Genomic DNA, 21,643 nt, shown 5'->3' with positions numbered 1-21,643 from the left:
CGCTCAAAAAATACTCACGAAAGAGCAACATGCCCTAGTGTTGACTTGAATGTCCCTTGCCGGCTGCGTTTAAGCGCTTATATGCTTAGTTTAGCCGTGTGCTCTGGCGTTGTGCTAATCCAGCAGCGGCTAGCCAGTATGCCTAGTTCAAATAACAAACACATCGGTATTGCGAGCAAGGTTTGCGAGATAATATCGGGTGGAGTGAGTAGCATGCCCAATACGAAGCTGGCTACCACCACATGTGGTCTTGCTTTAGTTAAGTCGCTGACTTCGCAGATCCTCAGTTTACAGAGCAGAAATACGAGGATGGGAATTTCAAAGGCCAGCCCAAAGGCCATGAACAGCGCCAGTACGAAGTCGAGGTAGCTACTGATGTCAGTCGCCATAGTAACGCCTTGCGGCGTAGTGGCGGTGAAGAAGCTAAAGGCTGCTGGCAGCACGACCATGTAGGCAAAGCTGATGCCTAGGTAAAATAACAAGGATCCCGATAGCAACATGGGGGCAAACAAGTTGCGCTCTTGTCGTTTTAAGCCTGGAGCAATAAATTGCCAAAGTTGATACAAGATCATCGGTACCGACAACGCGACGGCGCAGAACAAAGTGAGCTTGATGGGGGTAAAGAAAGGAGTCGCCACATCGGTGGCGATCATACTGGTGCCTGCTGGTAAGTAGCGCATTAAGGGGCTGGCGAGTAGCTGATAAATGTGGTTTGCAAAGTACACTAAACTCACAAAGCAGAATATTACCGATGCTAGCGCCAGCAATAGGCGCTTGCGTAGTTCTACCAGGTGTTGCACTAAGGCGCGGTTGAGACTCATGCCTGCTCCTTGATAGCAGTATTAGAAGATGGGGGGGCTTGATTTGGTTGGCTCTCGCTCGCTGGACTTTTTCGAGGCCGCACTTTGGGGCTGGCTAGCGGCTGTTGCGCTTGCTTTATCCCCTGATTCAGTTCTTCTAAACCCAATTCAGACTCTAGTGTTGCGCCCAGCTGACTCATCATCTGTTTGACGCGTCGCCAGCCTGAAAACACATTGCGCAGGGTGTCGGGTAGGCGCTGCGGGCCAATGATTACCAGGCTCACAACGGCAATAAGGCTAAGTTCCCAAAAGCCGATATCAAACACTTTTAGCTACCTTGCTGTTGTTTAAGCTCTGCGCTTTCTGCGGTGGTCTGCTTGGTTTGGCTAAGCAAATCTTGGTCTTTATCTTCAGCCATCGCTTGCTTAAAGCCTTTGATGGTGGAGCCTAGGTCGCCGCCTAGTCCGCGTAGGCGCTTGGTGCCAAATAGCAATACGACGATTACCGCGATGATGGCTAGCTGCCAAATACTAATTCCTGCCATGTTATTTCCTTAAGGTTTGAGTTGTTTAAAATAGGCAGGCCATAAGGCCTGCCTAGTGACGCTAAATGGGCTGATTAAACCCCTAGTGGGCTGCCATCGTTTTTGCGAATGGCAACCAGAGCCGCGCGAGGGCGAACGTTTACTCCGGTCGGCGTGGCTTCGGCAGCATTGTTACTGTATGGCCAGTTACCTGGATGTTGAATCGAAACAAACATGGTGGTGTTGTCGGGGGTGATGGTGAAACCCGTGACTTCACAGCCGTTGGGTCCAACAAAGAAGCGACGTAATTCGCCTTGGTTGTCGGCGTTAATGGTATCCAGATTACCTTCATTGTCAGTGAGCTTAGAAGGCACTACCGCTAACATTTGGTCGTTAGTATAGTTAGTGACTTCACTGGCACCGTTGTCGGTTTGGATCCACAGTATGCCTCGCTCATCGAAGTTCAAACCATCTGGGCTAGCAAATTGGTTAAACTCATTCAAACCAGACAAGTTAGTTGCCGCATCGCCGTTGGCGTCTGAGCCAAACACGAAAATATCCCATGTAAATTCGCTCACCGTTTCACCTTCGTCCCAACGGATCACATGGCCAAACTTGTTGTTTAGGCGTGGATTAGCAGGGTTGGTGCCAGTGGTTTCGTTACGACGGGTGTTGTTGGTGAGTGAAAGATAAACCGCGCCAGTGATCGGGTCAACGGCACACCATTCTGGACGGTCCATTGGGGTGGCACCCACTAAATCGGCGGCTCCCGCGGTATTGAGGATAATGTCTTCTAAGCTGTTGAAATGATCGCTTAGGCTTGCACCGTCTTTGGTTGCGCCATCCATACTTAATGGCAGCCAGCTACCGACGCCCTCTGCGTCAAACTTAGCCACATATAGCGTTCCTTCGTCCATGTATTTGTTACCCATGGCTAAGCGGTCGCTCGCGTTCGCATCGCTTGGATCCCAGGCTGCGGCTGAAACAAACTTATACATATACTCGAAGCGCGAATCGTGGCCAGAATAGAAGCTGATTGGTTGGCCTGCTTTTAGCTGACCAAAGGTGCAGCCTTCGTGGCGGAAACGACCTAAGGCCGTACGTTTTACTGCGCGTGAGTTTGCGGTGTAGGGGTCAATTTCCACAATGAAACCGTGGCCGTTGGCTTCGTTGCGGTAGTCATCCATGGCGCTGTTACCACTTGGTGTGATGTTAAAACGAGAGAATTCATCGACTCGCTCTGCTGCATTACCCGCAAGGGTTTCCCAGCCATAACGACCGGTGCCTGCAGTGGTAATGCCAATGCGCTCTTGGTCGGCGCTGGTGGTGCCGGTGTTGATGAAGTAGCCCGGCCAGTTTTCTTCACAGGTAAGGTAAGTGCCCCAAGGAGTATAACCATTACCGCAGTTGTTTAAAGTGCCACGCGCTTGGCTGCCATCGGGTGAAAACGGCGTTGCCAATTTATCCGAGTAAGCAAGTGGGCCTGAAATATCCATGGTGGTGGCGCCGGTATAACGGCGGTTAAGTGGATCATTATCTACCACCATCCATTGGCCGTTATCTTGCTGCTGAATTCGTACTACCGCAACGCCGTGGGCATTAATTTCTTTGCGCACTTGATCAACACTGCTACGAACACCGTTAGCATCGGCATCGCTGCCATTGGGATGCAGAGCGTTTTGGTCGATGTATTCGTGGTTAACACATAACAGGCCGTCGCTACCAGAGTCATTTAAGGGGAAGAAGTGCAAGCCGTCGTGGTGCATGCCCATGGCATTCTCTTGATCTACGGCATTGTTGCTGCCGTCAGCTTGCCAAGCCGAAGCTTGGTCGGTAAGCGGTTGGCCCCATGGCGCTAGCACTTGTGCGCTATAGCCTTCTGGCACACTCACGGCATCGGTTTTGGAACCCGCAATAGAGTTAAAGCCTAATTTGGCTGTAGACACTGCGGGTGCAGCCGTATTACTGCTGCTGGAGTTACAACCCGCTAACCCAAAGGCGCCGAAAGTGGCCATTGCCCCCAAACCCAGACCGCCCTTTAGTACGCTACGACGCGCTAAGTGGGCTTCTAATACTTGGTCAAAATCTGGATTATCACTTTTGTTAAAGCGAGTCGGGTTAAATATTTCCTTGCTCATTTCTCTCTCCTGAGTCGTTGTTTTACGCTGGTTTAATCCATACGAGTGCGGAGTAACATAGAAAAGTTGTGTGACAAAAACTTTACCGAAATGTGAAGTAAATTGTTTGCACTGTGTTTAGGGTGTTAATTGTTTGCTTTGTTTTTAGTGGTTTCGCTTAGTTACTTCAACATGAGTGGCAAGGCCTGAGAGACCCCGACACTTTTTATGCTAAAAATGTAACTAAAGCATAAGAATTAACATTTATGGCTAAAGGCACGTGCGACTCGACAGGAATTCAAGCAAGAAGCTGTTCATTCAATTGTTGTTCAGGGTTATGCCATCGCAGAAGTGGCAGAACGTTGAGGTGTTAGCACTAAGGCGCTGTATCACTGGATGCGTATTTACGCGAAACCATCGAAACATAGTTTACAGGAGCAAGATCTTCAGGGTGAAGTCGCTAGGCTTTAGCAAGGGCCTAAACGCACACAATAAAAGCGGCATCTTAAAGGAAGTCTCCGTGTTCTTTGCAAGCGAGTTAAAGAATGCTAGCTGTTCATAAAGTCTCGTGACAATCACATAGTCAGCCATTCCCATTCGCTAGTAAAATGCTTAAGTGACTGCTTGTTTTTATTTCCACTGTAAGTATACAGTTTGGTGGGATCCCATCTTTCACGCATGGTCAAAATGGTGATTGACTGGTATGCTGTTGATAAATCTAAATATTAAAGGCTATGTGAATTTCTGTGGTGCGTGATAGGTGGTAACTTCGCATGCGTGAAAGATGGGAATTTGCATATTAATATACTGTTATGCGTTTTAGGCAACTAATCAATTAACTGATGGAGAATTCGATGGGGTTAGCAAGAGCGTTTGTCGGGTTTAGTAGCACAGATATTCATAACTACAGGCTAATGCAAGCATGGAAAGCAAATAATAATATTGATTTTAACTTTGCTGACTGTCAACTTAGTAGTGCATTAAATTCACAAAATGAAGCGTACATAAAAAGTAAATGCCGTGAACGTATTCATATGGCTGGAAAATATGTAATGCTTATTGGGAACGATACTAAAAGTAGACATAAATATGTGCGCTGGGAAGCCGAAGTTGCAATTGAAAAAGGTTGCACAATCATCGGTGTCAATTTAGATGGCTCACGTAATATGGTCAGGGATACTTGCCCACCAATCATTCGAGATATTGGTGCCATTTTTGTACCTTTCTCCCCTAAGATAGTTGCTTATGCAATTGAAAATTACAGTATGCCTAATGATAATGACAATTATCATTACCTTGAACATATCTATAAGAATCTAGGATATTGATAGTGTCTGAAAACAACCTAAACGAAGATGATTTTCCTGCGTTATACCAATCGGCAGATCAAGCATCTTTAACAGCACAGTCAAATTATTATTTTGCGCTTAAAAGTTACCTGTTTTTACTTGTGATCGCAGCCTTAATTTCATTTTATTATCCGGCAGATTTAATTGGGGCTTTAGCATCTGCTTCACTATTCCTAATTACATTATGCATATTAATTTGGCTTAAAGTCCAAAAACCTGAAGATACTTGGTATAACGGGAGAGCTGTCGCTGAATCGGTCAAAACAAGAACATGGCGCTGGGTCATGAAAGCTGAGCCTTATGATCAAAATGTACCGGATGAGCAAACCAGAAAAGAGTTCTTATCTGACTTGAAAGCAATTCTTGATCAAAATAGGTCTTTATCAGCACATTTACAGTCAGAAAAAACTAATGGGAATGCCATTTCAACTCAGATGTTCAACATCCGAAATTTATCTTTAGAACAACGGTTGAGTATTTATAAAAATGAAAGAGTAAAAAACCAAGCTGATTGGTATTCAAAAAAATCTCTTTTTAATAAACGCAGAGCTAAGCATTGGTTCATTGTTTCTGTTGTATTACACGCAATTGCAATAGCACTTCTGTTATGGCGTATCACAGAACCATCACTGTCATTGCCCATCGAGGTAGTTGCAACAGGAGCAAGTGCTGTTTTAACTTGGCTTCAAGCTAAAAAACACAATGAGTTAAACTCATCATATTCACTCGCAGCACATGAAATAGTGTTAATAAAAAGTGAAGCGGAATCAGTTGCTTCAGATAAAGAATTATCTAATTTCGTAGTGAGCAGCGAATCGGCTTTTTCACGCGAGCATACACAATGGTCTGCGAGGAAAAATGGATAAAATTAATATCCACAAATTAATGATTAAATGTTCTTAGTTTATAGTTTGTTCAATTAAATAAAGGAGTATAAAGTGGCAAATAGAATCTTTGTTTCTTACAATTTTAATGACCGAGAAATCAGTCGTAGTATTAAAAGTTTTACACAATCACATGGAGGTCCAGTAAGAGGTAATTTCTTTTTTGTTGAAAATGATGTTTCAGCATATGGGGATGCAGCTATAGATAAAGAAATTAAAAGCGTTATGTCTGGCTGTGATTCTGCCTTTTTTGTTATAGGGAATAATAACCACAATAGTCCTTGGATTAACAGAGAAGTTGTTCTTGCAATATCTAATGGACTTAAAATTGTAATTTCTCGCTTTCCTAATTCTAATGGTGGAGTGCCAAGTCAGCTAAGGAATATACCTTATACTGAAGTGCAGTGGACACCTTCCAATATAGCTAAAGAATTAAATAAATAGTGTTGTGATATAAACGTATAATCGGGTAGCCGGAAAAATCACATAGACACCCATTCTAACTCATTTATTGAAATGTTTAAGTGGATGTCTTGTTTTCAGTCGTTGTTTTCAGTCGATGATAACCGGACATCCAGTTTCATAGAAATTATTGAGAGAAATTATTGAGATAATTATTGAGACACCCACTCTAACTCGTGGGACAAAATCACATAGACAGTCATGCCCATCAGCTATTGAAATGTTCAAGTGGCTGTCTTGTTTTCACTGTTTATCCTTAGATTTAAATACATATAAGTGACAGGGCATGGGTTTCTTTCGCGCGACTTGCACTGCGCCTATATAGCGCGCTTTATTGTTTGCTGAAGCATAAAGCGTTTTGGTGAGTACCCATTGGTCACTAAGCTGATAACAGACCTCGCCACGTAGCCTACCCAACCAATACCAGCCATAAGAAGCCACTTCTCTAAACCAGGTATTGTGATAACCCGCATCCGTCACTATGAGCGGTGTACAGCCTGTTGGTAATACACTGGCTAGCTCAGATAAGAACTGATGATGACTACGAGGTGAAATTATTGAGACACCCACTCTAACTCGTGGGACTGAGTAAAGCGCATAAACAGCCATGCCAATCAGCTATTGAATTGTTTAAGTGGATGTCTTGTTTTCAGTCGGGGTTGAAGCACGTACTTACCATGTATTGAGCGCCAGTGACTTGGTTGGAGACTTCTCCGCTTGGAGCGGCCTAACCAGCATTGTGATGGTCGAAAATTACCGCGCAGCAAAAGGCAAAGAGCCAGAGTTAGAGTATCGCGACTACATCAGTTCAACTGAGCTGACCCCAAAGCAAGCGGGAGATGCCATACGGGCTCATTGGGGCATTGAGTCCATGCATTGGATTTTGGATGTCAGTATGCGGGAAGATGCTTGCCAGATTTACCGAGAAAACGCCGCTGAAAATTTGGCGGGATTAAGGCACATGGCACTTAATATGCTCAGAGCTGAGCCAACCAAGATTAGTGTGCCAATGAAACAGAAGCGATGCATGATGAAACCCGCGTTTCTGGAGCAAGTTCTTGTGGCTGGATTGACGTCAATGGTTAAATCCTAACCATTCATGCGGACGCCCTGCCTTATATCTTCAGTTAAAAAATGATTCTATAATAAAGCCCCTCATGTCAATATAGCTTCCCCAAACCTTGGTCTTTACACCAACAGCATAATAGTCTCTGATGTCATGCTTAGTTTCGACTAATAATTTCCAATCTTTACCGTTATAAGCAATGCCAGAGAAAAACCCTTCAAAAGACAAAATGGATTCACCGACCATACTATCCGTCGAACTTCCCAATATAAAACACCGCTCATCAAAATCATCAACTGGTGTATCAACACACTTAGGTATAATCCACTCATAAGTGAATTCTTTATTAATTAAATCAACCTTGCTTATATTAAACGCTGCATAGTAGGTTTTATCATCCATCACACCTTTTCTTTTAAGCGCGATCCACTCACCACTTTCAAATTCTAGCCCAGCATCCGAAACAGGAAAAAAAAACAAATATAAAATAAAACTTAAGAACACACAAAGTACTAGTATTATTTTAAAACGCACTACAATCTCCTCCCCCACAAACACCATATTCAGTTGTGACAGACTCTAAATGTTCAGGAACTTCACGAGAATATTTGTTTTCCAAAGACGAAATTATTGAGACACCCACTCTAACTCGTGGGACAAAATCACATAGACACCCATTCTAACTCATTTATTGAAATGTTTAAGTGGATGTCTTGTTTTCAGTCGGATGTCTTGTTTTCAGTCGATGATAACCGGACATCCAGTTTCATTGCTATTTAAGCATCATGGGTCTGGCGCTGTCGCCATGCTGTAGAGATGCGATTTAAGCCCTCAGAGAGGCAGGCTCGAGTGGTTGCCAGGTTGAAGCGAACATGGCCTTCTCCCCCTGGGCCAAGGGAAGCTCCCGTCACCAGGTTCACTTGTGCTTCGGTTTCGAAAAAACGCAGAAGCGCTGCATCTGTTAGTCCCAATGCGCTAAAGTCCAGCCAGGCAAAGTAGGTGGCTTCTGGTTGAGTCGCGGTTACCAGTGGCAGATCTTGAGCAAGTTTACTTTTGAGCCGTTTAAAGTTCCCCTCGATGTAGTGCATCAGTGCCTCACTCCAGTGGTCACAGTCTCGGAAGGCGGCTTCGGTCGCGGCTTCTCCAAAGATACTGCCGCCGTAGCCCAGGTTACTGCGTTTTAGGCCCCGTGAATAGGCGGCTTGCAAGTGTTCGCTTTCGGCGATCATCAGTGCATGTTTAAGCCCGGTGGTATTGAATGATTTGCTTGCTGAGACCAGAGTGACGCTATTGAGAGATGCCTCGTCTGATAGGCTTGCAAAGGGGGTGAAAGGCACGCCCTTATAAAGAAGGCCGCAATAAATCTCATCTGTAACAACGATTAAGCCATGAGCCAGACAAAACCTATTGAGTTGTTCTAGTTCTTCTCGGCGCCACACGCGACCGACAGGATTATGCGGACTGCACAAAAGAAAAAGTTTGCTACGGGGTGTGACGCAGCGAGCAAGATCTTCGAAATTCATTTCGTAATGCCCATTGCGTTTTAGCAATTGGTTCGGCACGGCGACGCGGCCGCTAGCGGTGATCAGCTCTTCAAAAACATGATGAACTGGCGTTTGGTACAGAATTTCGTCGCCGGGTTCCGTGAGTTCCTCGATCAATGACTGCATCGCCGGATAGACACCTACATTACTTGAAATCCAATCCTTGTCGATTCTCCAGTCAAAATGGCGTTCGAAATATTCGATAACGGCATCGAAATAGCTATCGCGCTTGCTTGGGTAGCCAAAATGCTTGTTTTCGACGACTCGTTGCATCGCTTGGTTGATGGCAGGCGCTGCTGCGAAATCCATCTCGGCGGTACCAAAGCAAAGCAGATCCGGATTGTTGGTTCTGGCTATCTCGGCCTCCCATTTTTTGGTGCTGAGATAGGTTCGGTCTATCGGGGTATCAAAACCGTAGGGGTCGTCCACCGAGGTCTGAAAATCATTTTTAGATAATTTGCTTGTCATATTAAGCCTATAGTAAACCTTTAGGGAAATGCGGATTAGAGTACTCTAGCGAGAAATTCACGGGTGCGAGGTGATTGTGGTTTGTCAATCATTTCTCGTGGTTGTCCGCTTTCGACAACGACACCGGCATCCATGAAAATTAACTGGTCTGCGACTTCGCGAGCAAAACCGATTTCGTGTGTCACGACCACCATGGTGATCCCATCTCGAGCGAGATCCTTCATCACATCTAGAACTTCACCCACTAGCTCCGGGTCGAGCGCCGAGGTGGGCTCATCAAAAAGTAGTACCTTGGGATTCATTGCCAAGGCTCGAGCAATCGCGACACGCTGTTGTTGTCCGCCAGATAGCTGACGCGGGAAAGCGTCTCGCTTTTCTGCCAGGCCCACGCGAGCGAGCAGGGCTTCGGCATGGGCCCGAGCGTCGGCAATGGGTTGGCGGCGTACCTGTATTGGGGCTTCCATTAAGTTTTCAAGCACGGTCATATGTTGAAATAGGTTAAATTGCTGGAATACCATGCCGATTTCCGCGCGTCGCTGGCAGATTGCCGCAGGGGGGAGTTCGTGTAGCTTTTTGCCATCAAAGCGGTAGCCGACAAAATCCCCATCAACCAGCATGAGGCCAGCGTTTATCTCTTCCAGATGATTGATGCAGCGCAGGAGTGTACTTTTACCAGAGCCTGACGGGCCAATAATACAAGCAACAGAGCCTGTTGGTACGCTTATATCAACGCCCTTTAGTACTTCAAGATTACCGTAGGATTTATGAATACCGGCAGCGTACACCATGGTATTGCTTGGTACGCCGAAGGTTTCTCTATGGTTAGTTGGAGCTTTCATATTTGGCTACTCTTGCTTCGTAAGGATAGGATCTGAGCTATGAAGCCCTTGCTGTGGCTGCGCTCTTCACGGCCGAAATAGCGTTCTAGATACGATTGCCCCATCGACATGAGCGAGACCATGAGGAGGTACCAGAAGGTGACAACGATCAGCAAGGGAATGGTTTCAAAGGTCCGAGCATAGATGGCCTGAGCGGAATAGAATAGGTCACCTACCGCGATGATGCTCACCAGTGAGGTGGTTTTCAGCAGGTTAATCGTTTCATTTCCAGTCGGTGGAATAATCAATCGCATGGCTTGCGGGATAATGATACGACGGGTCAGCAGGCTTGGTGTCATGCCGAGACAGGCTGCGGCTTCGGTCTGCCCTTTGTCTATTGAATTGAGTCCGCTGCGAATGATCTCGGCCATATAGCCAGACTCATGAAGTGACAAGGCTATCGTCGCCGCGACAAACGGGGTCATGATGTCGTTAGTGGCCACCGAAAAGACGGTGCCAAGCCCCGGGAGCCAAAGCGAAAATTCTTTTACGAGAATGGCTAGGTTGTACCACAGAACCAGTTGCACCAGTGCCGGCGTGCCGCGAAAGAACCATACAAAGATCCGTGCGGGGATGGTTAGCAACTTGCTGGAGGACATCATCATCAGAGCTGCAATCAGGCCAATTGAGGTGGCAAGGAGCATAATCACAATGGTTAGGACGATGGTCATCCACAGCCCCTTCACAATCATTGGGTGAAACAGGTATTTGCTCACAACTGGCCATTGAAGTTCAGGATTCGAGATAGCGCCATTAATCAGAAAGGCCACGATGAGAACAGTTAAGATGCTGGCAATCACCCGGACAGGATGGCGCAGCGGAACGACCATCAGGTTTTCGGGATCAAGTTTTGGTTTCGGTGTATGGGAGGCGGACATGGCTGTTTCCTGGCTGATGGGGGATGAAACTTAACCCCGTCATATGAGGATGACGGGGTGCTTGTGAATCACCTTAATCGGCGAGTTGAGAGGCATTGGTGTAGATCACTGAAGTGTTGACGGCAGAGGTGGTGAGACTGTAGCGACGAAGGATATTGGCATAGGTGCCGTCAGCGATAAGCTTATCAAAAATAGCTTTCATCATATTGGCGGTCTCGGTATCGCCCTTGCGGATCGCAACGCCCAGAGGCGAGGGCAGCATCGCGTCTCCAACCACGACTTGTTTGCCGTTGGTGGTTTTTTCAAAATACCCGGCAGCCGTCGAGTCGTCGAGCCTGGCGTCTACGCGACCAGAGATGACCGCTTGGATGGTGTCCTTTTGTTCGGGATAGAGCGCCTTATTGACAATTTCTAAACCGGCTGCGGTACAGCTTTCGGAAACTTTGTCTGCTACAAAATCGGCAGCGGAGCCAGTTTGCAGCGCAATCGTTTTGCCGCAAAGGGCGTTGTCCATTTTAAATGCGGCGGCTTTGTTAGGTGTGGTGACCACGACGACCCCAGATTGCAGGAATGAGACAAAGTCTACCTGCTTTAAACGTTCTTCGGTGACGGTGAAGGTTGCCCAAGCTACCTTGTTCCTTCCCGCAACTAAAGCTGGGATTTGGTTGGAAAAAGGCATGGTTTGAATTTCCAGTTTGGCTTCCATCAACTTGGCCGCGGCGGTCGCAAGCTCGATGTCGAAGCCGGCGGCCTTACCGTTTTCGTCGATATATTCAAAAGGAGCATAAGACAGGGTATTTGCGATGGTGAATTTGCCAGTCTGTTTCACGTCTTTGATTACGGTAATTTCTTGAGCGCTGACTTGACTTGTTATGGCGACCATGAAAATGGCGCTGAGCAGGGGGCTGATAGGTTTAAGTAAGATCATTTGGGTTTCCTTCCGTTGGATTCATTTGACTATCAAGCAAGCGAATACATAAATCAAATAAATAATTTTAATGACATTCATGCAAACCATGCATATAAAGCTTGCAGTTGATCACATAACGGGAATTTTTGTGACTGATTTTTATCCAATATTTGCAAAAGTAAGCGGAGGATGGAAATCCTATTGAAGTCGCGTAAAGACGATGGTTCAAGCAAGACTAATTACGGTGAACCTTTAAGTATTTCCCTTCGGTTGACGAGTTATGTAATGGCTAAAGTTTAAAGCGACGATAAGCGGCTTGCTTACCTTCACGTTGCTTCTCTACAACGGAGCGCAGCAGGCTTCGGAACCAAATATGTCCAAGGTCGTTTTCCATCTCATGCTCATAGATAAGCGACAGGGTGACGTCGGGTAACGAAATCGGCGGGGGCAGGATGCGGATTTCGCTTTCCTGCGATAATACAGGCAAGATGCCGTCGCCAAAGGTGGTGAGTAAGTCTGAGCCCTTGATGACCCAAGGTGCGACGAGGTAATGCGGCACAGTTGCCACGATATTTCGAGACTTGCCCATATTTTTTAATGCATTATCGGCTAATCCTGGCGAGATTCCGTCTGCCGATATTTGTAAGTGCTGAGCAGAAAGATAGCCTTCCAGATTCAGGTGGTCGAGCTTTTCATTGCCAGCCCAGCCGGCGCAGACCATTTTATCGCGAGCCAATTCGACCACTCTAAACATGCCATCTTTCATCGTTGAGTTGCCAATGATAATACCGTCGACTTGCTTATTTCTTAACGAAGATGCTGCGTCATTTTCCCGTTCATGTATCGCGTTTAGGCTTGCATTTGGTGCTTCGATTGAAAAGGCCTCAATTAAGCCCGGTAGGAAAGTAACGGCAGTATAGTCGTTCACGCCAATCCGGAAGTTCCGCTGTGTTTTGCTTGGGTTAAATTGTAAATGCTGGTCTATCGCTGCGCGGATTTGCGAGATCGCTTGGGAAATTGCGGGCCAAAGTTCCATTGCTCGCGGTGTTGGTAACAAGGCTCGAGACTCTCGAGAGAACAATTCATCGTCTAATAATAGCCGTAGCCTTGCCAGAGAGTGGCTTATGGCCGGTTGGGTTCGATTTAGACGGGCAGCCGCTAGTGTCACGCTACGTTCTTGCATAAGGACATCAAAGACCCTGAGCAGATTGAGATCGATTTGCTTCAAAGCGTCTTCACTTCTGGCACTTGGAGGAAATTCTGTCATTACTTGTGACCTAATATGCACTATTTCTATTTAAGATGTCATACTGATTATATTTATGCATATTACAAGGTGAAGCAAGCCTTTTATCAAAAACACCGGATAGTTGGTACTTCATAAGACACCTCAAAACCCTCCAGCGAGTAAAACAATAGTCGTTATCTAAAGCGACATAAAAGGCCACCTATCCCAACTAGTGCTTACTTGGTAGAAAAGGTTGGGATGTTCTTATTGCTTGCTCCCCAGACGTTCGACTAAAAAGTCGATCAAACTACGCAACTTAGCGGACGGACGAGTATCTTGGTGATAGGTAAGGTACAAGGGTGTTGGCTTATAGGACCAGTCTGGCAATACTTGGACTAGATGGCCTTGAGCAATGTCATTTATTAAAACATAATCGGGTTGCATCACGACACCACAGTTATTGATCGCGGCCATTCTGAGAGCATCCCCCTGATTGGACATAAAGCGTCCATGAATATACACCTGAAAGGTTTCATCTTTAGGTCCTATTAAGTCCCAGCGATCCTGACGTTGCCAGTATGATAGGCCCAGACAGCTGTGATGACTGAGCTGATTTGGATGCTCGGGCATACCATGCTGACGGATATAAGCTGGAGACGCGGCCAGTATCCTGCGATATGCGCGTAAGGGGCGTGCAACCACACCGGGTTCACATATCTTGCCAATCTGAATGCCTAATTCGTAATTGTCATTACTAAGGTTTGAAATTCGATTATCCAGATTTAGCATCACGTCCACATCTGGATTTTGTTCCATATAAAGGCTCAGCTCTGGCACTAAACATTGACTACCAAAACTGACCGGGGCAACCATTCGTACTAGGCCTTTTGGTGCCGACTGTAATTCTATTGCGCTATTCTCAGCATATTCAACTTCAGACAATACTCGAAGGCAACGTTCAAAATAGAGTTGACCGACTTCAGTGAGATGTTGTCGTCGAGTGGTTCGGTGTAATAACCGAGCCCCGATCCGTTCTTCCACTAATCTGATCTGCTTGGCTACCATGGTTGGCGACACGTTACTAGCCGCAGCTGCGGCGGTGAAATTTCCGCATTCCACCACTTTGACAAACATTTTCATCCCAGAAAGTACACTCATGATTAAGAACCTACAGGTTTTAAATCAATCAACTTAACACGTATTTATCATGAGTTTGGAGTTAAATATAATAAATTTTCATCACCCATTGGGTGGCTTCTGAGTGACTCATTGCTAGTCCAGATCAAAACCACAGATAGTCAACAGATGGTTGTTGTATTGGCTAAACAAACGATCACGTAGAAATATTGTTTCTGCACGATTCTTCATCAACAACTGGGTGTGAGTCATCTGAACATGCCTGAAGCGAGAAATGAGATATAAAATGAAAAATTCATATTCGATGGGCGTAATCTGCTGTCTTATCGCGACCTTTTCTTGGGGAGCCACATTTCCAATCATGACCAGCGCACTGATACACATTGATCCTTATACATTTACCACGCTACGCTATGGCTTTGCTGGTATCGCGTTAGCCATCGCACTATGGCTACGAGAAGGTGAGCAGGGACTGAATCTGAAAGGGGAGCGCATTGGGTTGGCTTGGTTACTCGGCTCTGCCGCTTTTGTGGGGTTTGGTTTTTTTGTGTTTTTAGGTCAGAAAATGGCGGGAGAAACTGGCGCATTAACAACCTCTATCATGATGGCAACGATGCCAATGTTGGGCATTTTGGTGAATGGTGTCTTACGAAAAGTAGTGCCTCCGACGATTTCTATAGGGCTGATTATGATGTCATTTTTTGGCGTAATGACCGTGATTACAAAAGGCCATTACGCTAGTTTGTTTGATTCTCCCACCAGCTATAAAGCCAATGCTTTCATTATTTTTGGTGCACTGTGTTGGGTTATATATACCGTAGGGGCCTCGTTTTTTCCTCGCTGGTCACCGCTTAAATATACCGCATTGACAACTTGTTTGGGGATGACCAGCGTATTGGTGATAAATGGAATATTATATGCCAGCGGTGTGGTTGCTGTGCCGACGACTAGTGCCTTTGTTTATGTGATTCCCCATGTTTTTTATACCGCTATTGTGGCTAGTTTCATCGGGATCCTATGTTGGAATATTGGTAACAAGATTCTGACGCCACTTAATGGTGTTTTATTTATGGATATTGTGCCTATTACCGCTTTCTCTATCTCAGCGATGATGGGAATAAACCCTGGCTTTCCTGAAATCGCTGGGGCCAGTATCACAGGAGCGGCACTGATTCTTAATAATCTCTATCTTCGGTATCGCGTGACACCTAAAAATACGAGGCTCTCGGTTCGCAATAACAGCGAGATTAGTAAACAGCCATCCTAATTCAGTGAGTAGCAGGCGGCCCTATCAAGTAGATATTTAGTGGCAAGTATCAGAGTACTATGGAGTTTTTTGTGTGGAAATAATTAGACATCTACCCCAACTAGCCAAATGCCAGTAATAATCTAAACTATCAATAGTGGTTTTTGGACAAATTATTGAGACACCCACTTTAACTCTTTGCAAATAGCAAATAGCAAATAGCAAAATGGAAAATGGAAATAATTAGACATCCACCCCAACTAGCCAAATGCCAGTAATAGTCTAAACTATCAATAGTGTTTTTTGGAGTTATTGCCATGCCTCGGTCAAGACAGTCGCAAGTGAGCTTATCGGATACACCTTATTATCACTGTGTTTCCCGCTGTGTTCGGCGGGCTTTTTTGTGCGGTAAAGACCAACACACAGGTAAAAGCTATGAGCACCGCCGCCAGTGGGTGGAAGATTATTTGCTGCAACTTACTGCGGTTTTTGCCATTGATGTCTGTGCTTATGCAGTTATGAGTAATCATACCCATGTGGTATTGCACATTGATAAGGCTAAAGCCGAAGCCTGGTCCATGGATGAAGTCTTAGAACGCTGGCATATTCTGCATCAGGGCACCTTACTGACTCAGATGTACCTCAATTCTGAGTTACGTCCAAAGTTAAGTGAGGTGCAACTACAGGCCATTCACGCCACCGCCGAAGTGTATCGGACTCGCCTCTTTGATTTAAGCTGGTTTATGCGCCATTTAAATGAACATATTGCTCGAGCTGCCAATAAAGAAGACCAATGTACCGGGCGTTTTTGGGAGGGGCGTTTTAAATCTCAAGCGCTTTTAGATGAAGCAGCCCTCGCAGCTTGCATGGCCTATGTGGATTTAAACCCGGTTCGCTCAAATATAGCGAGCACGCCTGAAACCTCGGACCACACCAGTATCAAACAGCGCATTCAGCAAGCCAAACAAGGTCAGCAACCCAAGCCGCTAATGCCCTTTGTCGGTAACCCCAGAGAAACCATGCCTAAAGGCTTGCCTTTCGCGTTACAAGACTACCTGCAACTGGTGGAACTTACCGGTCGAGTTATCAGAGAAGATAAACGCGGTTATATCGATGATGCACAAGCGCCCATTTTACAGCGCTTACAAATCGATGAGGAAAGCTGGTTAGCCTTAAGCACGGGTTTAGAGCATCACTTTGCCAGCGTGGTTGGGGCTGGGCATTCACTAGAGCGCTACAAGCGTGAGCACAATCAACAACGAATTAAAGGCATGGCAGCTGCCAAGCGCTGGCTGGATCTAGGTTAAGAACTTACAGGTTCAATTTCATTGACTCGCGAGTGATTCAGGTTATCTAGGCTAGCTGTGTCTTCCGTCTCGCTGATTGCCAGTTTTTATTATCCCCCTCTTTATTAATACTGAACTTTTCAACATCAAGCTGCCTTTACATGGATGAAATGTGATGTTTATTGCTTAATGGTGGCGGTTAAAGTGACTTTAAGAGTGGATTTTAAAATGGCTGTCTTATTTTGGAAGAGTCTCGTTTTAGGAGGCTTAAGCATTTCGATTGTTTTCGAGCTTTATAAAGCCTTAACTTTACAAACTCTAGGCGAATGACAATAATCAGTTGATGTTATAGCCAGAGACCCATTATGAAAACCACAGATAGCATCTTGTATGATTATTAAAATGGCTGTCTTGTTTTGGAAGAGTCTCGTTTTAGGAGGCTTAAGCATTTCGATTGTTTTCGAGCTTTATAAAGCCTTAACTTTACAAACTCTAGGTGAATGACAATAATCAGTTGATGTTATAGCCAGAGACCCATTATGAAAACCACAGATAGCATCTTGTATCGAATCAAAAGTCGAGGTGTGCAAACGGTTAAAATGCTGGCTGAGTACCTAGACATTACAACCATGGGGGTGCGCCAGCATTTACAAGCACTAGAAAAAGAAGGTTTGATCGAGCATTTTGATAAGAAAGTGAAAGTAGGTCGGCCGACTCGGTATTGGCAATTGACTGAGGGGGGACATGGTCGTTTTCCCGATTGCCATAGTGACTTGAGCGTGCAACTGCTCGGTGCGGTACAACAAGTATTTGGTGAACAGGCGATTGAACAGTTGCTGGCTCATCGCGAGCAGCAAAGCTTTAATATTTACCAAACTTTGTTAGCAGGTGAGCGCAGTTTAGAAGACAAGCTAGAAGCTTTGAGTCAAAAGCGGGGCGCTGAGGGTTATATGGCAAATTGGCAACGTGAGGGAGAGCACTACTTGTTTATTGAAGATCATTGCCCTATTTGTGTTGCCGCTAGTGAAAACCAAGGTTTGTGCCAGTCTGAGTTAGCGTTACTGGCAAAGTTGTTCAGCAATTGCCAAGTCGAGCGGATTGAGCACATCGTTGAGGGGGCTCGTCGTTGTGCTTATCGCTTAAGCCCTATAGAAGGCGAACAATGACCTTTACACTGCAGCTACCCAAGGTCACCCTTGGAGCCACTCTATATATTGTGAGTTTTTTATCTCAAGCTTGTGAATTACAAGCAATTCCGCCAGCGCAAGTGCAGCGGGGCTGCGGTTGCAGTTATTACTTCCCTGCCAAACCACCACTGCCACCGAAGATTGTGCTGCAAACCCAATTGGATGGGCTACAGCCAAGGATGATGCGTGAAGGACAGCTGGTTGAGTTGTGGGGGGCTAAAGCCCGACCTTTATACACTCAGCCGGGTTGGGTTAGCGAACAAAAATTTCGCTATCAGGCAACCTCAATTAAGCTTTATAGCGAGCTTCGTCGCGGTTGTACTTGGGGTGAAGCGGGTTGTGATGTTCTGGGTTATTTGAGCCAACTTGCCATGGCTGACAATTACCAGCAATGTCAATGGTTGGTGCAAGGGGATTGTGGCTGCTAGGCTCACTGATGATTGAGCTCTGCGTTTGAGTGCTTGGATACTTTTCTCAATCTTTAAAATGAGCGGGTAAACCCGACAAAGCCAGCTTTTTAAGCTAGAGAGGATTAGATGGAATATCAAGCGATCCTTGAGTTTTGGTTTGAACACTTACAGGCAGAGCAGCGATTTGTGATTGAAGCGAGCGTTGATCTGCAAATAACGGAAAGTTATAGTGGGCTACTGCAAAGCGCTAGTTTTGCGGAGCTATGGGCTTGGCGTGATAGTGCTAAGGGGAGTCTTGCGGAAGTCATTGTATTAGACCAATTCTCTCGTCATATTCACCGAGGTTCTGCCCAAGCTTTTGCTTGCGATCCGTTGGCATTAGCCTTGGCGCAAAATGCGGTGGCGAAGCAATTTGATCAGCGGCTAACACCAACGATGCGTGCATTTTTATATATGCCCTATATGCATAGCGAATCTTTAGTGATCCACCAACAGGCGGAACAGTTGTTTCATCAACCCGGTTTGGAGCAACAGTACCAATTTGAATTAAAGCATAAAACCATTCTCGAGAAATTTGGACGCTACCCCCATCGTAATCAAATTTTGGGGCGGCAGTCGAGCGCAGCTGAATTAGCATTTTTAGCAGGGCCTAATTCATCTTTTTAGGATTCTCAAGCACTTAAGCTTCTGCTTGCGAAATGCATAGCATTTTTTAAGCATAGCGACTGGCTTACACGCTATGCTTAATTAATATCATCTCATTCAGGAGTGTTGGGTGAAAAGCGTAGTCATTGGACTGGGAGTCTATTTATTTAGCCTACATTTATATGCCGCGGTGAGCCTATTAGCGCCAGAAGAACAAGCTGTAGTACAGTCAAATACACTTGAACAAGCGGGGATGGTTGAATTAAAAGGCGGGGCGGCAGTGATTGCCACTAAGGTTGACGACGATCCGGTAAGCCAACGTTTACTCAGCCGTTTAGATTGGCCTCAGGCTGGTGGGGCATCGCAGAGATGGTTAGCCAATCGTGCTGATAATTATCAATTACGCTATCCTCAGCTGCAACAGCGTATCTATGCTTATCATCCTCAGGCGCTTTGGTATGGTTATGCCCAAGCGCGTAAGGCGCGAGACCAACTACAATGGTTGCTGTTTGAACTCAGCCTGGCGGGTGCACCAGAACAAATAAGCCGATGGCTGGTTCAGCTAAACATTATCGATAGTAGTGATGCTCAATGGGAGTCTTTATACACCGATGCATTTCTCGGTGTAATTGCCTGTTATCAGCAGTTGATGGCTTTGGATTATTCGCAAAGTATGGCTTTGAATCATATCGCAGAATTGCCGTTACAATTGTTTATCGATCAAGCCTGGATAGCAAATCTTAATCAGCAGCAAGTTTATCAGCAAGTCATGACTTTACGGGGTGAACTAGACATTGAGCGGCTGCGTTATCGCCAACAAATGTTGTATTGGCTTAATGTGGCTCAACAGCGTACCGAAAACACCCGTATTGCAAATGGTCCTTTAATTCGTTTAGGAGATTCCGATCCGCGGGTTCCTTTGATCCGGGAGCGTTTAATTGAATTTGACTCTAATCATCAACTGCTTGAGCAGAATTTGCCATTATTCGAAAGTGAAACTTACAATGCTTTGCAACGTTTTCAGCAGCAACATGGCTTGAAAGCTGACGGTATTGTGGGTAAAGACACATTGTATTGGTTGAATTTTCAACCGCTAGAGCGCTCAAAAATGCTTGCCAAAAACTTACTCAGGCAGCAGCTTTTAGATCGTTTTCTGGTGATGCCTCCAAATCAACAACGGATCGTGGTAAATGTGCCTGCCTATCAAATGAGCTATATCGACCAAGATATCGAATTGTTTCGTTCTAAAGTTGTGGTGGGTAGAGCGTCTCGTGCGACACCATTATTAGTGAGTGAAATCAGTAGTGTGGTGATTAACCCCTATTGGAATGTGCCTAGAACCATTGTCCGTAGAGATATTATTCCCAAGCTTCGCCTCGATCCCAGCTATGTGCAACGCTTGGGCTTTGAACTATTTGATTATCAAGGTCAGGCGGTTGAACCGGAGCAAGTGGATTGGACTCTGGTTAAGGATACCGGAAGATTTCCCTATCGAATGCGTCAGCGGCCAGGCTCAGCAAATGCGTTAGGTAACTATAAATTTTACTTTGCCAACCAATTTGCGGTTTATTTGCATGATACGTCTTCCCCTGAGCTGTTTTCTGAGTCACAACGAGCGTTTAGTTCTGGCTGTGTTCGGGTTGAAGCTGCTGAATCATTGGCAGAACAACTACTCAAGCAAGATGGTTATAGCCAACGTTACAAGCAGTCACTCATGGCAAAAGGTGAGCCTAAATGGTTACCTTTACGAAAACGTGTTCCGGTTTATTTAGTGTATTTTACTTCTTGGTTTGATAGCTCCGGTAGCTTGAATTACCGCAAAGATATTTATAATTTCGACCCGAAGATTGGCTGATAACAGAGCTGAAAACATCTTTTTAAACAGCTTGTTAGCTTACCTTTACTTAAACTTTAGCTCACTAAAAAATCACTCACTGTAGTGATTTGTTTGCTTTTTGTGGTGCTTTTCGGTATTTTACACCAAATTGATGTTTTTTTAATCCGTTTGAGGTAAGTGTAAATGTTAGACCGAAAGTTAAATAGGCGGTCATTGTTATTGGGGTTGGGCGCTGGATTTATCGGTCTTGGGATACCAAAAAGCTATGCAAGTTCTAGTATTGCCAGAGAACTTCCGGGAACACGCGTTTTAAATATGAACAACTTACACACCAATGAAAGTTGTGAAGTCTGTTTCTGGAAAGATGGTCAATTTCAAGAGAAACAAGTTAAACGTTTAGATAATTTGTTGCGTGATTTTAGGCGCAACGAAATTATCAATATGGATAAATCTTTATACATGCAGATGGCCTTGTTACAAGAACGTTTGGGTGGGGAAGTCTTATTTGAAATCATTTCTGGCTATCGCTCTCCTGCTACCAATGAAATGTTACGCAATAGCACCACAGGCGTAGCTAAAAAGAGTTTTCATATGACCGGACAAGCTGTTGATGTGAGAGTCAAAAATGTCGCACTGCATAAGGTTCACAGCGCCGCTTTAGAGTTGGGTTTAGGTGGGGTTGGCTATTATCCAAATAGTGGTTTTGTGCATATCGATACTGGTCGAGTCCGTCATTGGCGAGGTTCTTAATTTGCGATGAGCGCAAGAATGAATGTTTGCGCTCATGC

Annotated in this window: 21 protein-coding genes and 2 pseudogenes; 11 read left to right on the top strand and 12 right to left on the bottom strand. The window is 45.3% G+C overall.

What is annotated here, in order from left to right:
* Positions 1–77: 77 nt before the first annotated feature.
* From tatC to ACRRSW_RS14985, 4 genes are all read right to left on the bottom strand, one after another.
* Positions 78–821 (bottom strand): twin-arginine translocase subunit TatC, encoded by a 744-nt coding sequence (gene tatC, locus ACRRSW_RS15000; RefSeq protein ID WP_432452430.1) that lies wholly within the window; start codon positions 819–821, stop codon positions 78–80.
* Positions 818–1,126, bottom strand: coding sequence for a Sec-independent protein translocase protein TatB (tatB, locus tag ACRRSW_RS14995; protein WP_432452431.1), 309 nt, complete (start codon positions 1,124–1,126; stop codon positions 818–820). Before tatB ends, tatC begins: the two co-directional genes overlap by 4 nt.
* A gap of 2 nt (positions 1,127–1,128) precedes the next feature.
* Entirely contained in the window at positions 1,129–1,344 is a 216-nt protein-coding gene (gene tatA, locus ACRRSW_RS14990; RefSeq protein ID WP_432452432.1) for a twin-arginine translocase TatA/TatE family subunit, read from the bottom strand.
* Positions 1,345–1,418: 74 nt separating this feature from the next.
* Positions 1,419–3,461, bottom strand: a complete 2,043-nt coding sequence (locus ACRRSW_RS14985) for a PhoX family protein (RefSeq protein WP_432452433.1) — start codon at positions 3,459–3,461, stop codon at positions 1,419–1,421.
* An 833-nt stretch (positions 3,462–4,294) separates the two neighbouring features.
* Between ACRRSW_RS14985 and ACRRSW_RS14980 the strand changes: the two genes are divergently transcribed.
* From ACRRSW_RS14980 to ACRRSW_RS14970, 3 genes are all read left to right on the top strand, one after another.
* Positions 4,295–4,768 (top strand): TIR domain-containing protein, encoded by a 474-nt coding sequence (locus ACRRSW_RS14980; protein WP_432452434.1) that lies wholly within the window; start codon positions 4,295–4,297, stop codon positions 4,766–4,768.
* A 2-nt stretch (positions 4,769–4,770) separates the two neighbouring features.
* The gene (locus ACRRSW_RS14975; protein ID WP_432459739.1) at positions 4,771–5,655 is read left to right on the top strand and encodes a DUF4231 domain-containing protein; all 885 of its coding nucleotides are present in this window, start codon (positions 4,771–4,773) and stop codon (positions 5,653–5,655) included.
* Between the two features lie 72 nt (positions 5,656–5,727).
* Positions 5,728–6,117: a TIR domain-containing protein gene (locus tag ACRRSW_RS14970; RefSeq protein ID WP_432452435.1), complete on the top strand. Its 390-nt coding sequence runs from the start codon at positions 5,728–5,730 to the stop codon at positions 6,115–6,117.
* Positions 6,118–6,384: 267 nt separating this feature from the next.
* Here the strand turns inward: ACRRSW_RS14970 and ACRRSW_RS14965 are convergent.
* Positions 6,385–6,687 (bottom strand): annotated as a pseudogene (locus tag ACRRSW_RS14965) (IS4 family transposase); the annotation flags it as partial.
* 106 nt (positions 6,688–6,793) lie between these two features.
* Here ACRRSW_RS14965 and ACRRSW_RS14960 point away from each other — a divergent pair.
* Positions 6,794–7,228: pseudogene (locus tag ACRRSW_RS14960) on the top strand (ISAs1 family transposase); the annotation flags it as partial.
* A gap of 30 nt (positions 7,229–7,258) precedes the next feature.
* On the opposite strand, the gene ACRRSW_RS14955 reads toward ACRRSW_RS14960, so the two are convergent.
* From ACRRSW_RS14955 to ACRRSW_RS14925, 7 genes are all read right to left on the bottom strand, one after another.
* On the bottom strand, positions 7,259–7,735 hold the full coding sequence (locus ACRRSW_RS14955) for a hypothetical protein (protein ID WP_432452436.1): 477 nt from the start codon (positions 7,733–7,735) through the stop codon (positions 7,259–7,261).
* A gap of 242 nt (positions 7,736–7,977) precedes the next feature.
* Positions 7,978–9,213: a MalY/PatB family protein gene (locus ACRRSW_RS14950; RefSeq protein ID WP_432452437.1), complete on the bottom strand. Its 1,236-nt coding sequence runs from the start codon at positions 9,211–9,213 to the stop codon at positions 7,978–7,980.
* 35 nt (positions 9,214–9,248) lie between these two features.
* Positions 9,249–10,001, bottom strand: coding sequence for an amino acid ABC transporter ATP-binding protein (locus ACRRSW_RS14945; RefSeq protein WP_432456163.1), 753 nt, complete (start codon positions 9,999–10,001; stop codon positions 9,249–9,251).
* A gap of 47 nt (positions 10,002–10,048) precedes the next feature.
* Positions 10,049–10,969 (bottom strand): amino acid ABC transporter permease, encoded by a 921-nt coding sequence (locus tag ACRRSW_RS14940; RefSeq protein WP_432452438.1) that lies wholly within the window; start codon positions 10,967–10,969, stop codon positions 10,049–10,051.
* A 73-nt stretch (positions 10,970–11,042) separates the two neighbouring features.
* Positions 11,043–11,897, bottom strand: coding sequence for an ABC transporter substrate-binding protein (locus ACRRSW_RS14935; RefSeq protein WP_432452439.1), 855 nt, complete (start codon positions 11,895–11,897; stop codon positions 11,043–11,045).
* 271 nt (positions 11,898–12,168) lie between these two features.
* Positions 12,169–13,146, bottom strand: coding sequence for a LysR family transcriptional regulator (locus ACRRSW_RS14930; RefSeq protein WP_432459738.1), 978 nt, complete (start codon positions 13,144–13,146; stop codon positions 12,169–12,171).
* Positions 13,147–13,371: 225 nt separating this feature from the next.
* On the bottom strand, positions 13,372–14,265 hold the full coding sequence (locus ACRRSW_RS14925) for a LysR family transcriptional regulator (protein ID WP_432459737.1): 894 nt from the start codon (positions 14,263–14,265) through the stop codon (positions 13,372–13,374).
* 265 nt (positions 14,266–14,530) lie between these two features.
* Here ACRRSW_RS14925 and ACRRSW_RS14920 point away from each other — a divergent pair, with 265 nt between their 5' ends.
* The 7 genes from ACRRSW_RS14920 (at position 14,531) to ACRRSW_RS14890 (ending at position 21,605) form a co-directional block, all read left to right on the top strand.
* Positions 14,531–15,511, top strand: a complete 981-nt coding sequence (locus tag ACRRSW_RS14920) for a DMT family transporter (RefSeq protein ID WP_432459736.1) — start codon at positions 14,531–14,533, stop codon at positions 15,509–15,511.
* Positions 15,512–15,807: 296 nt separating this feature from the next.
* Positions 15,808–16,797, top strand: coding sequence for a transposase (locus ACRRSW_RS14915; protein ID WP_432459735.1), 990 nt, complete (start codon positions 15,808–15,810; stop codon positions 16,795–16,797).
* A 518-nt stretch (positions 16,798–17,315) separates the two neighbouring features.
* Positions 17,316–17,942 carry a helix-turn-helix transcriptional regulator gene (locus ACRRSW_RS14910; protein ID WP_432452444.1) on the top strand — a complete coding sequence of 209 codons (627 nt, stop codon included), beginning with the start codon at positions 17,316–17,318 and terminating at the stop codon, positions 17,940–17,942.
* Positions 17,939–18,391: a hypothetical protein gene (locus tag ACRRSW_RS14905; RefSeq protein ID WP_432459734.1), complete on the top strand. Its 453-nt coding sequence runs from the start codon at positions 17,939–17,941 to the stop codon at positions 18,389–18,391. The genes ACRRSW_RS14910 and ACRRSW_RS14905 overlap by 4 nt, the downstream gene beginning before the upstream one ends.
* A 108-nt stretch (positions 18,392–18,499) precedes the next feature.
* A complete protein-coding gene (locus ACRRSW_RS14900; protein WP_432459733.1) occupies positions 18,500–19,039 on the top strand; it encodes a DUF924 family protein in 540 nt (179 codons plus the stop codon).
* A gap of 109 nt (positions 19,040–19,148) precedes the next feature.
* On the top strand, positions 19,149–20,873 hold the full coding sequence (locus ACRRSW_RS14895; protein ID WP_432459732.1) for a L,D-transpeptidase family protein: 1,725 nt from the start codon (positions 19,149–19,151) through the stop codon (positions 20,871–20,873).
* Between the two features lie 297 nt (positions 20,874–21,170).
* Entirely contained in the window at positions 21,171–21,605 is a 435-nt protein-coding gene (locus ACRRSW_RS14890) for a YcbK family protein (protein ID WP_439033328.1), read from the top strand.
* Positions 21,606–21,643 lie beyond the last annotated feature (38 nt).

This window comes from Agarivorans sp. QJM3NY_25 (assembly GCF_050870875.2).
Classification (GTDB): domain Bacteria; phylum Pseudomonadota; class Gammaproteobacteria; order Enterobacterales; family Celerinatantimonadaceae; genus Agarivorans.
The sequence above is the reverse complement of the archived record's forward strand: the minus strand, read 5'-3'. Positions and strand labels throughout refer to the sequence as shown.

Coding starts and splice junctions, on each gene's coding strand:
- tatC (WP_432452430.1), bottom strand. CDS start 821: ATGAGTCTCAACCGCGCCTTAGTGCAACACCTGGTAGAACTACGCAAG.
- tatA (WP_432452432.1), bottom strand. CDS start 1,344: ATGGCAGGAATTAGTATTTGGCAGCTAGCCATCATCGCGGTAATCGTC.
- ACRRSW_RS14985 (WP_432452433.1), bottom strand. CDS start 3,461: ATGAGCAAGGAAATATTTAACCCGACTCGCTTTAACAAAAGTGATAAT.
- ACRRSW_RS14980 (WP_432452434.1), top strand. CDS start 4,295: ATGGGGTTAGCAAGAGCGTTTGTCGGGTTTAGTAGCACAGATATTCAT.
- ACRRSW_RS14950 (WP_432452437.1), bottom strand. CDS start 9,213: ATGACAAGCAAATTATCTAAAAATGATTTTCAGACCTCGGTGGACGAC.
- ACRRSW_RS14945 (WP_432456163.1), bottom strand. CDS start 10,001: ATGGTGTACGCTGCCGGTATTCATAAATCCTACGGTAATCTTGAAGTA.
- ACRRSW_RS14940 (WP_432452438.1), bottom strand. CDS start 10,969: ATGTCCGCCTCCCATACACCGAAACCAAAACTTGATCCCGAAAACCTG.
- ACRRSW_RS14935 (WP_432452439.1), bottom strand. CDS start 11,897: ATGATCTTACTTAAACCTATCAGCCCCCTGCTCAGCGCCATTTTCATG.
- ACRRSW_RS14930 (WP_432459738.1), bottom strand. CDS start 13,146: ATGACAGAATTTCCTCCAAGTGCCAGAAGTGAAGACGCTTTGAAGCAA.
- ACRRSW_RS14925 (WP_432459737.1), bottom strand. CDS start 14,265: ATGAGTGTACTTTCTGGGATGAAAATGTTTGTCAAAGTGGTGGAATGC.
- ACRRSW_RS14920 (WP_432459736.1), top strand. CDS start 14,531: ATGAAAAATTCATATTCGATGGGCGTAATCTGCTGTCTTATCGCGACC.
- ACRRSW_RS14915 (WP_432459735.1), top strand. CDS start 15,808: ATGCCTCGGTCAAGACAGTCGCAAGTGAGCTTATCGGATACACCTTAT.
- ACRRSW_RS14910 (WP_432452444.1), top strand. CDS start 17,316: ATGAAAACCACAGATAGCATCTTGTATCGAATCAAAAGTCGAGGTGTG.
- ACRRSW_RS14905 (WP_432459734.1), top strand. CDS start 17,939: ATGACCTTTACACTGCAGCTACCCAAGGTCACCCTTGGAGCCACTCTA.
- ACRRSW_RS14900 (WP_432459733.1), top strand. CDS start 18,500: ATGGAATATCAAGCGATCCTTGAGTTTTGGTTTGAACACTTACAGGCA.
- ACRRSW_RS14890 (WP_439033328.1), top strand. CDS start 21,171: ATGAACAACTTACACACCAATGAAAGTTGTGAAGTCTGTTTCTGGAAA.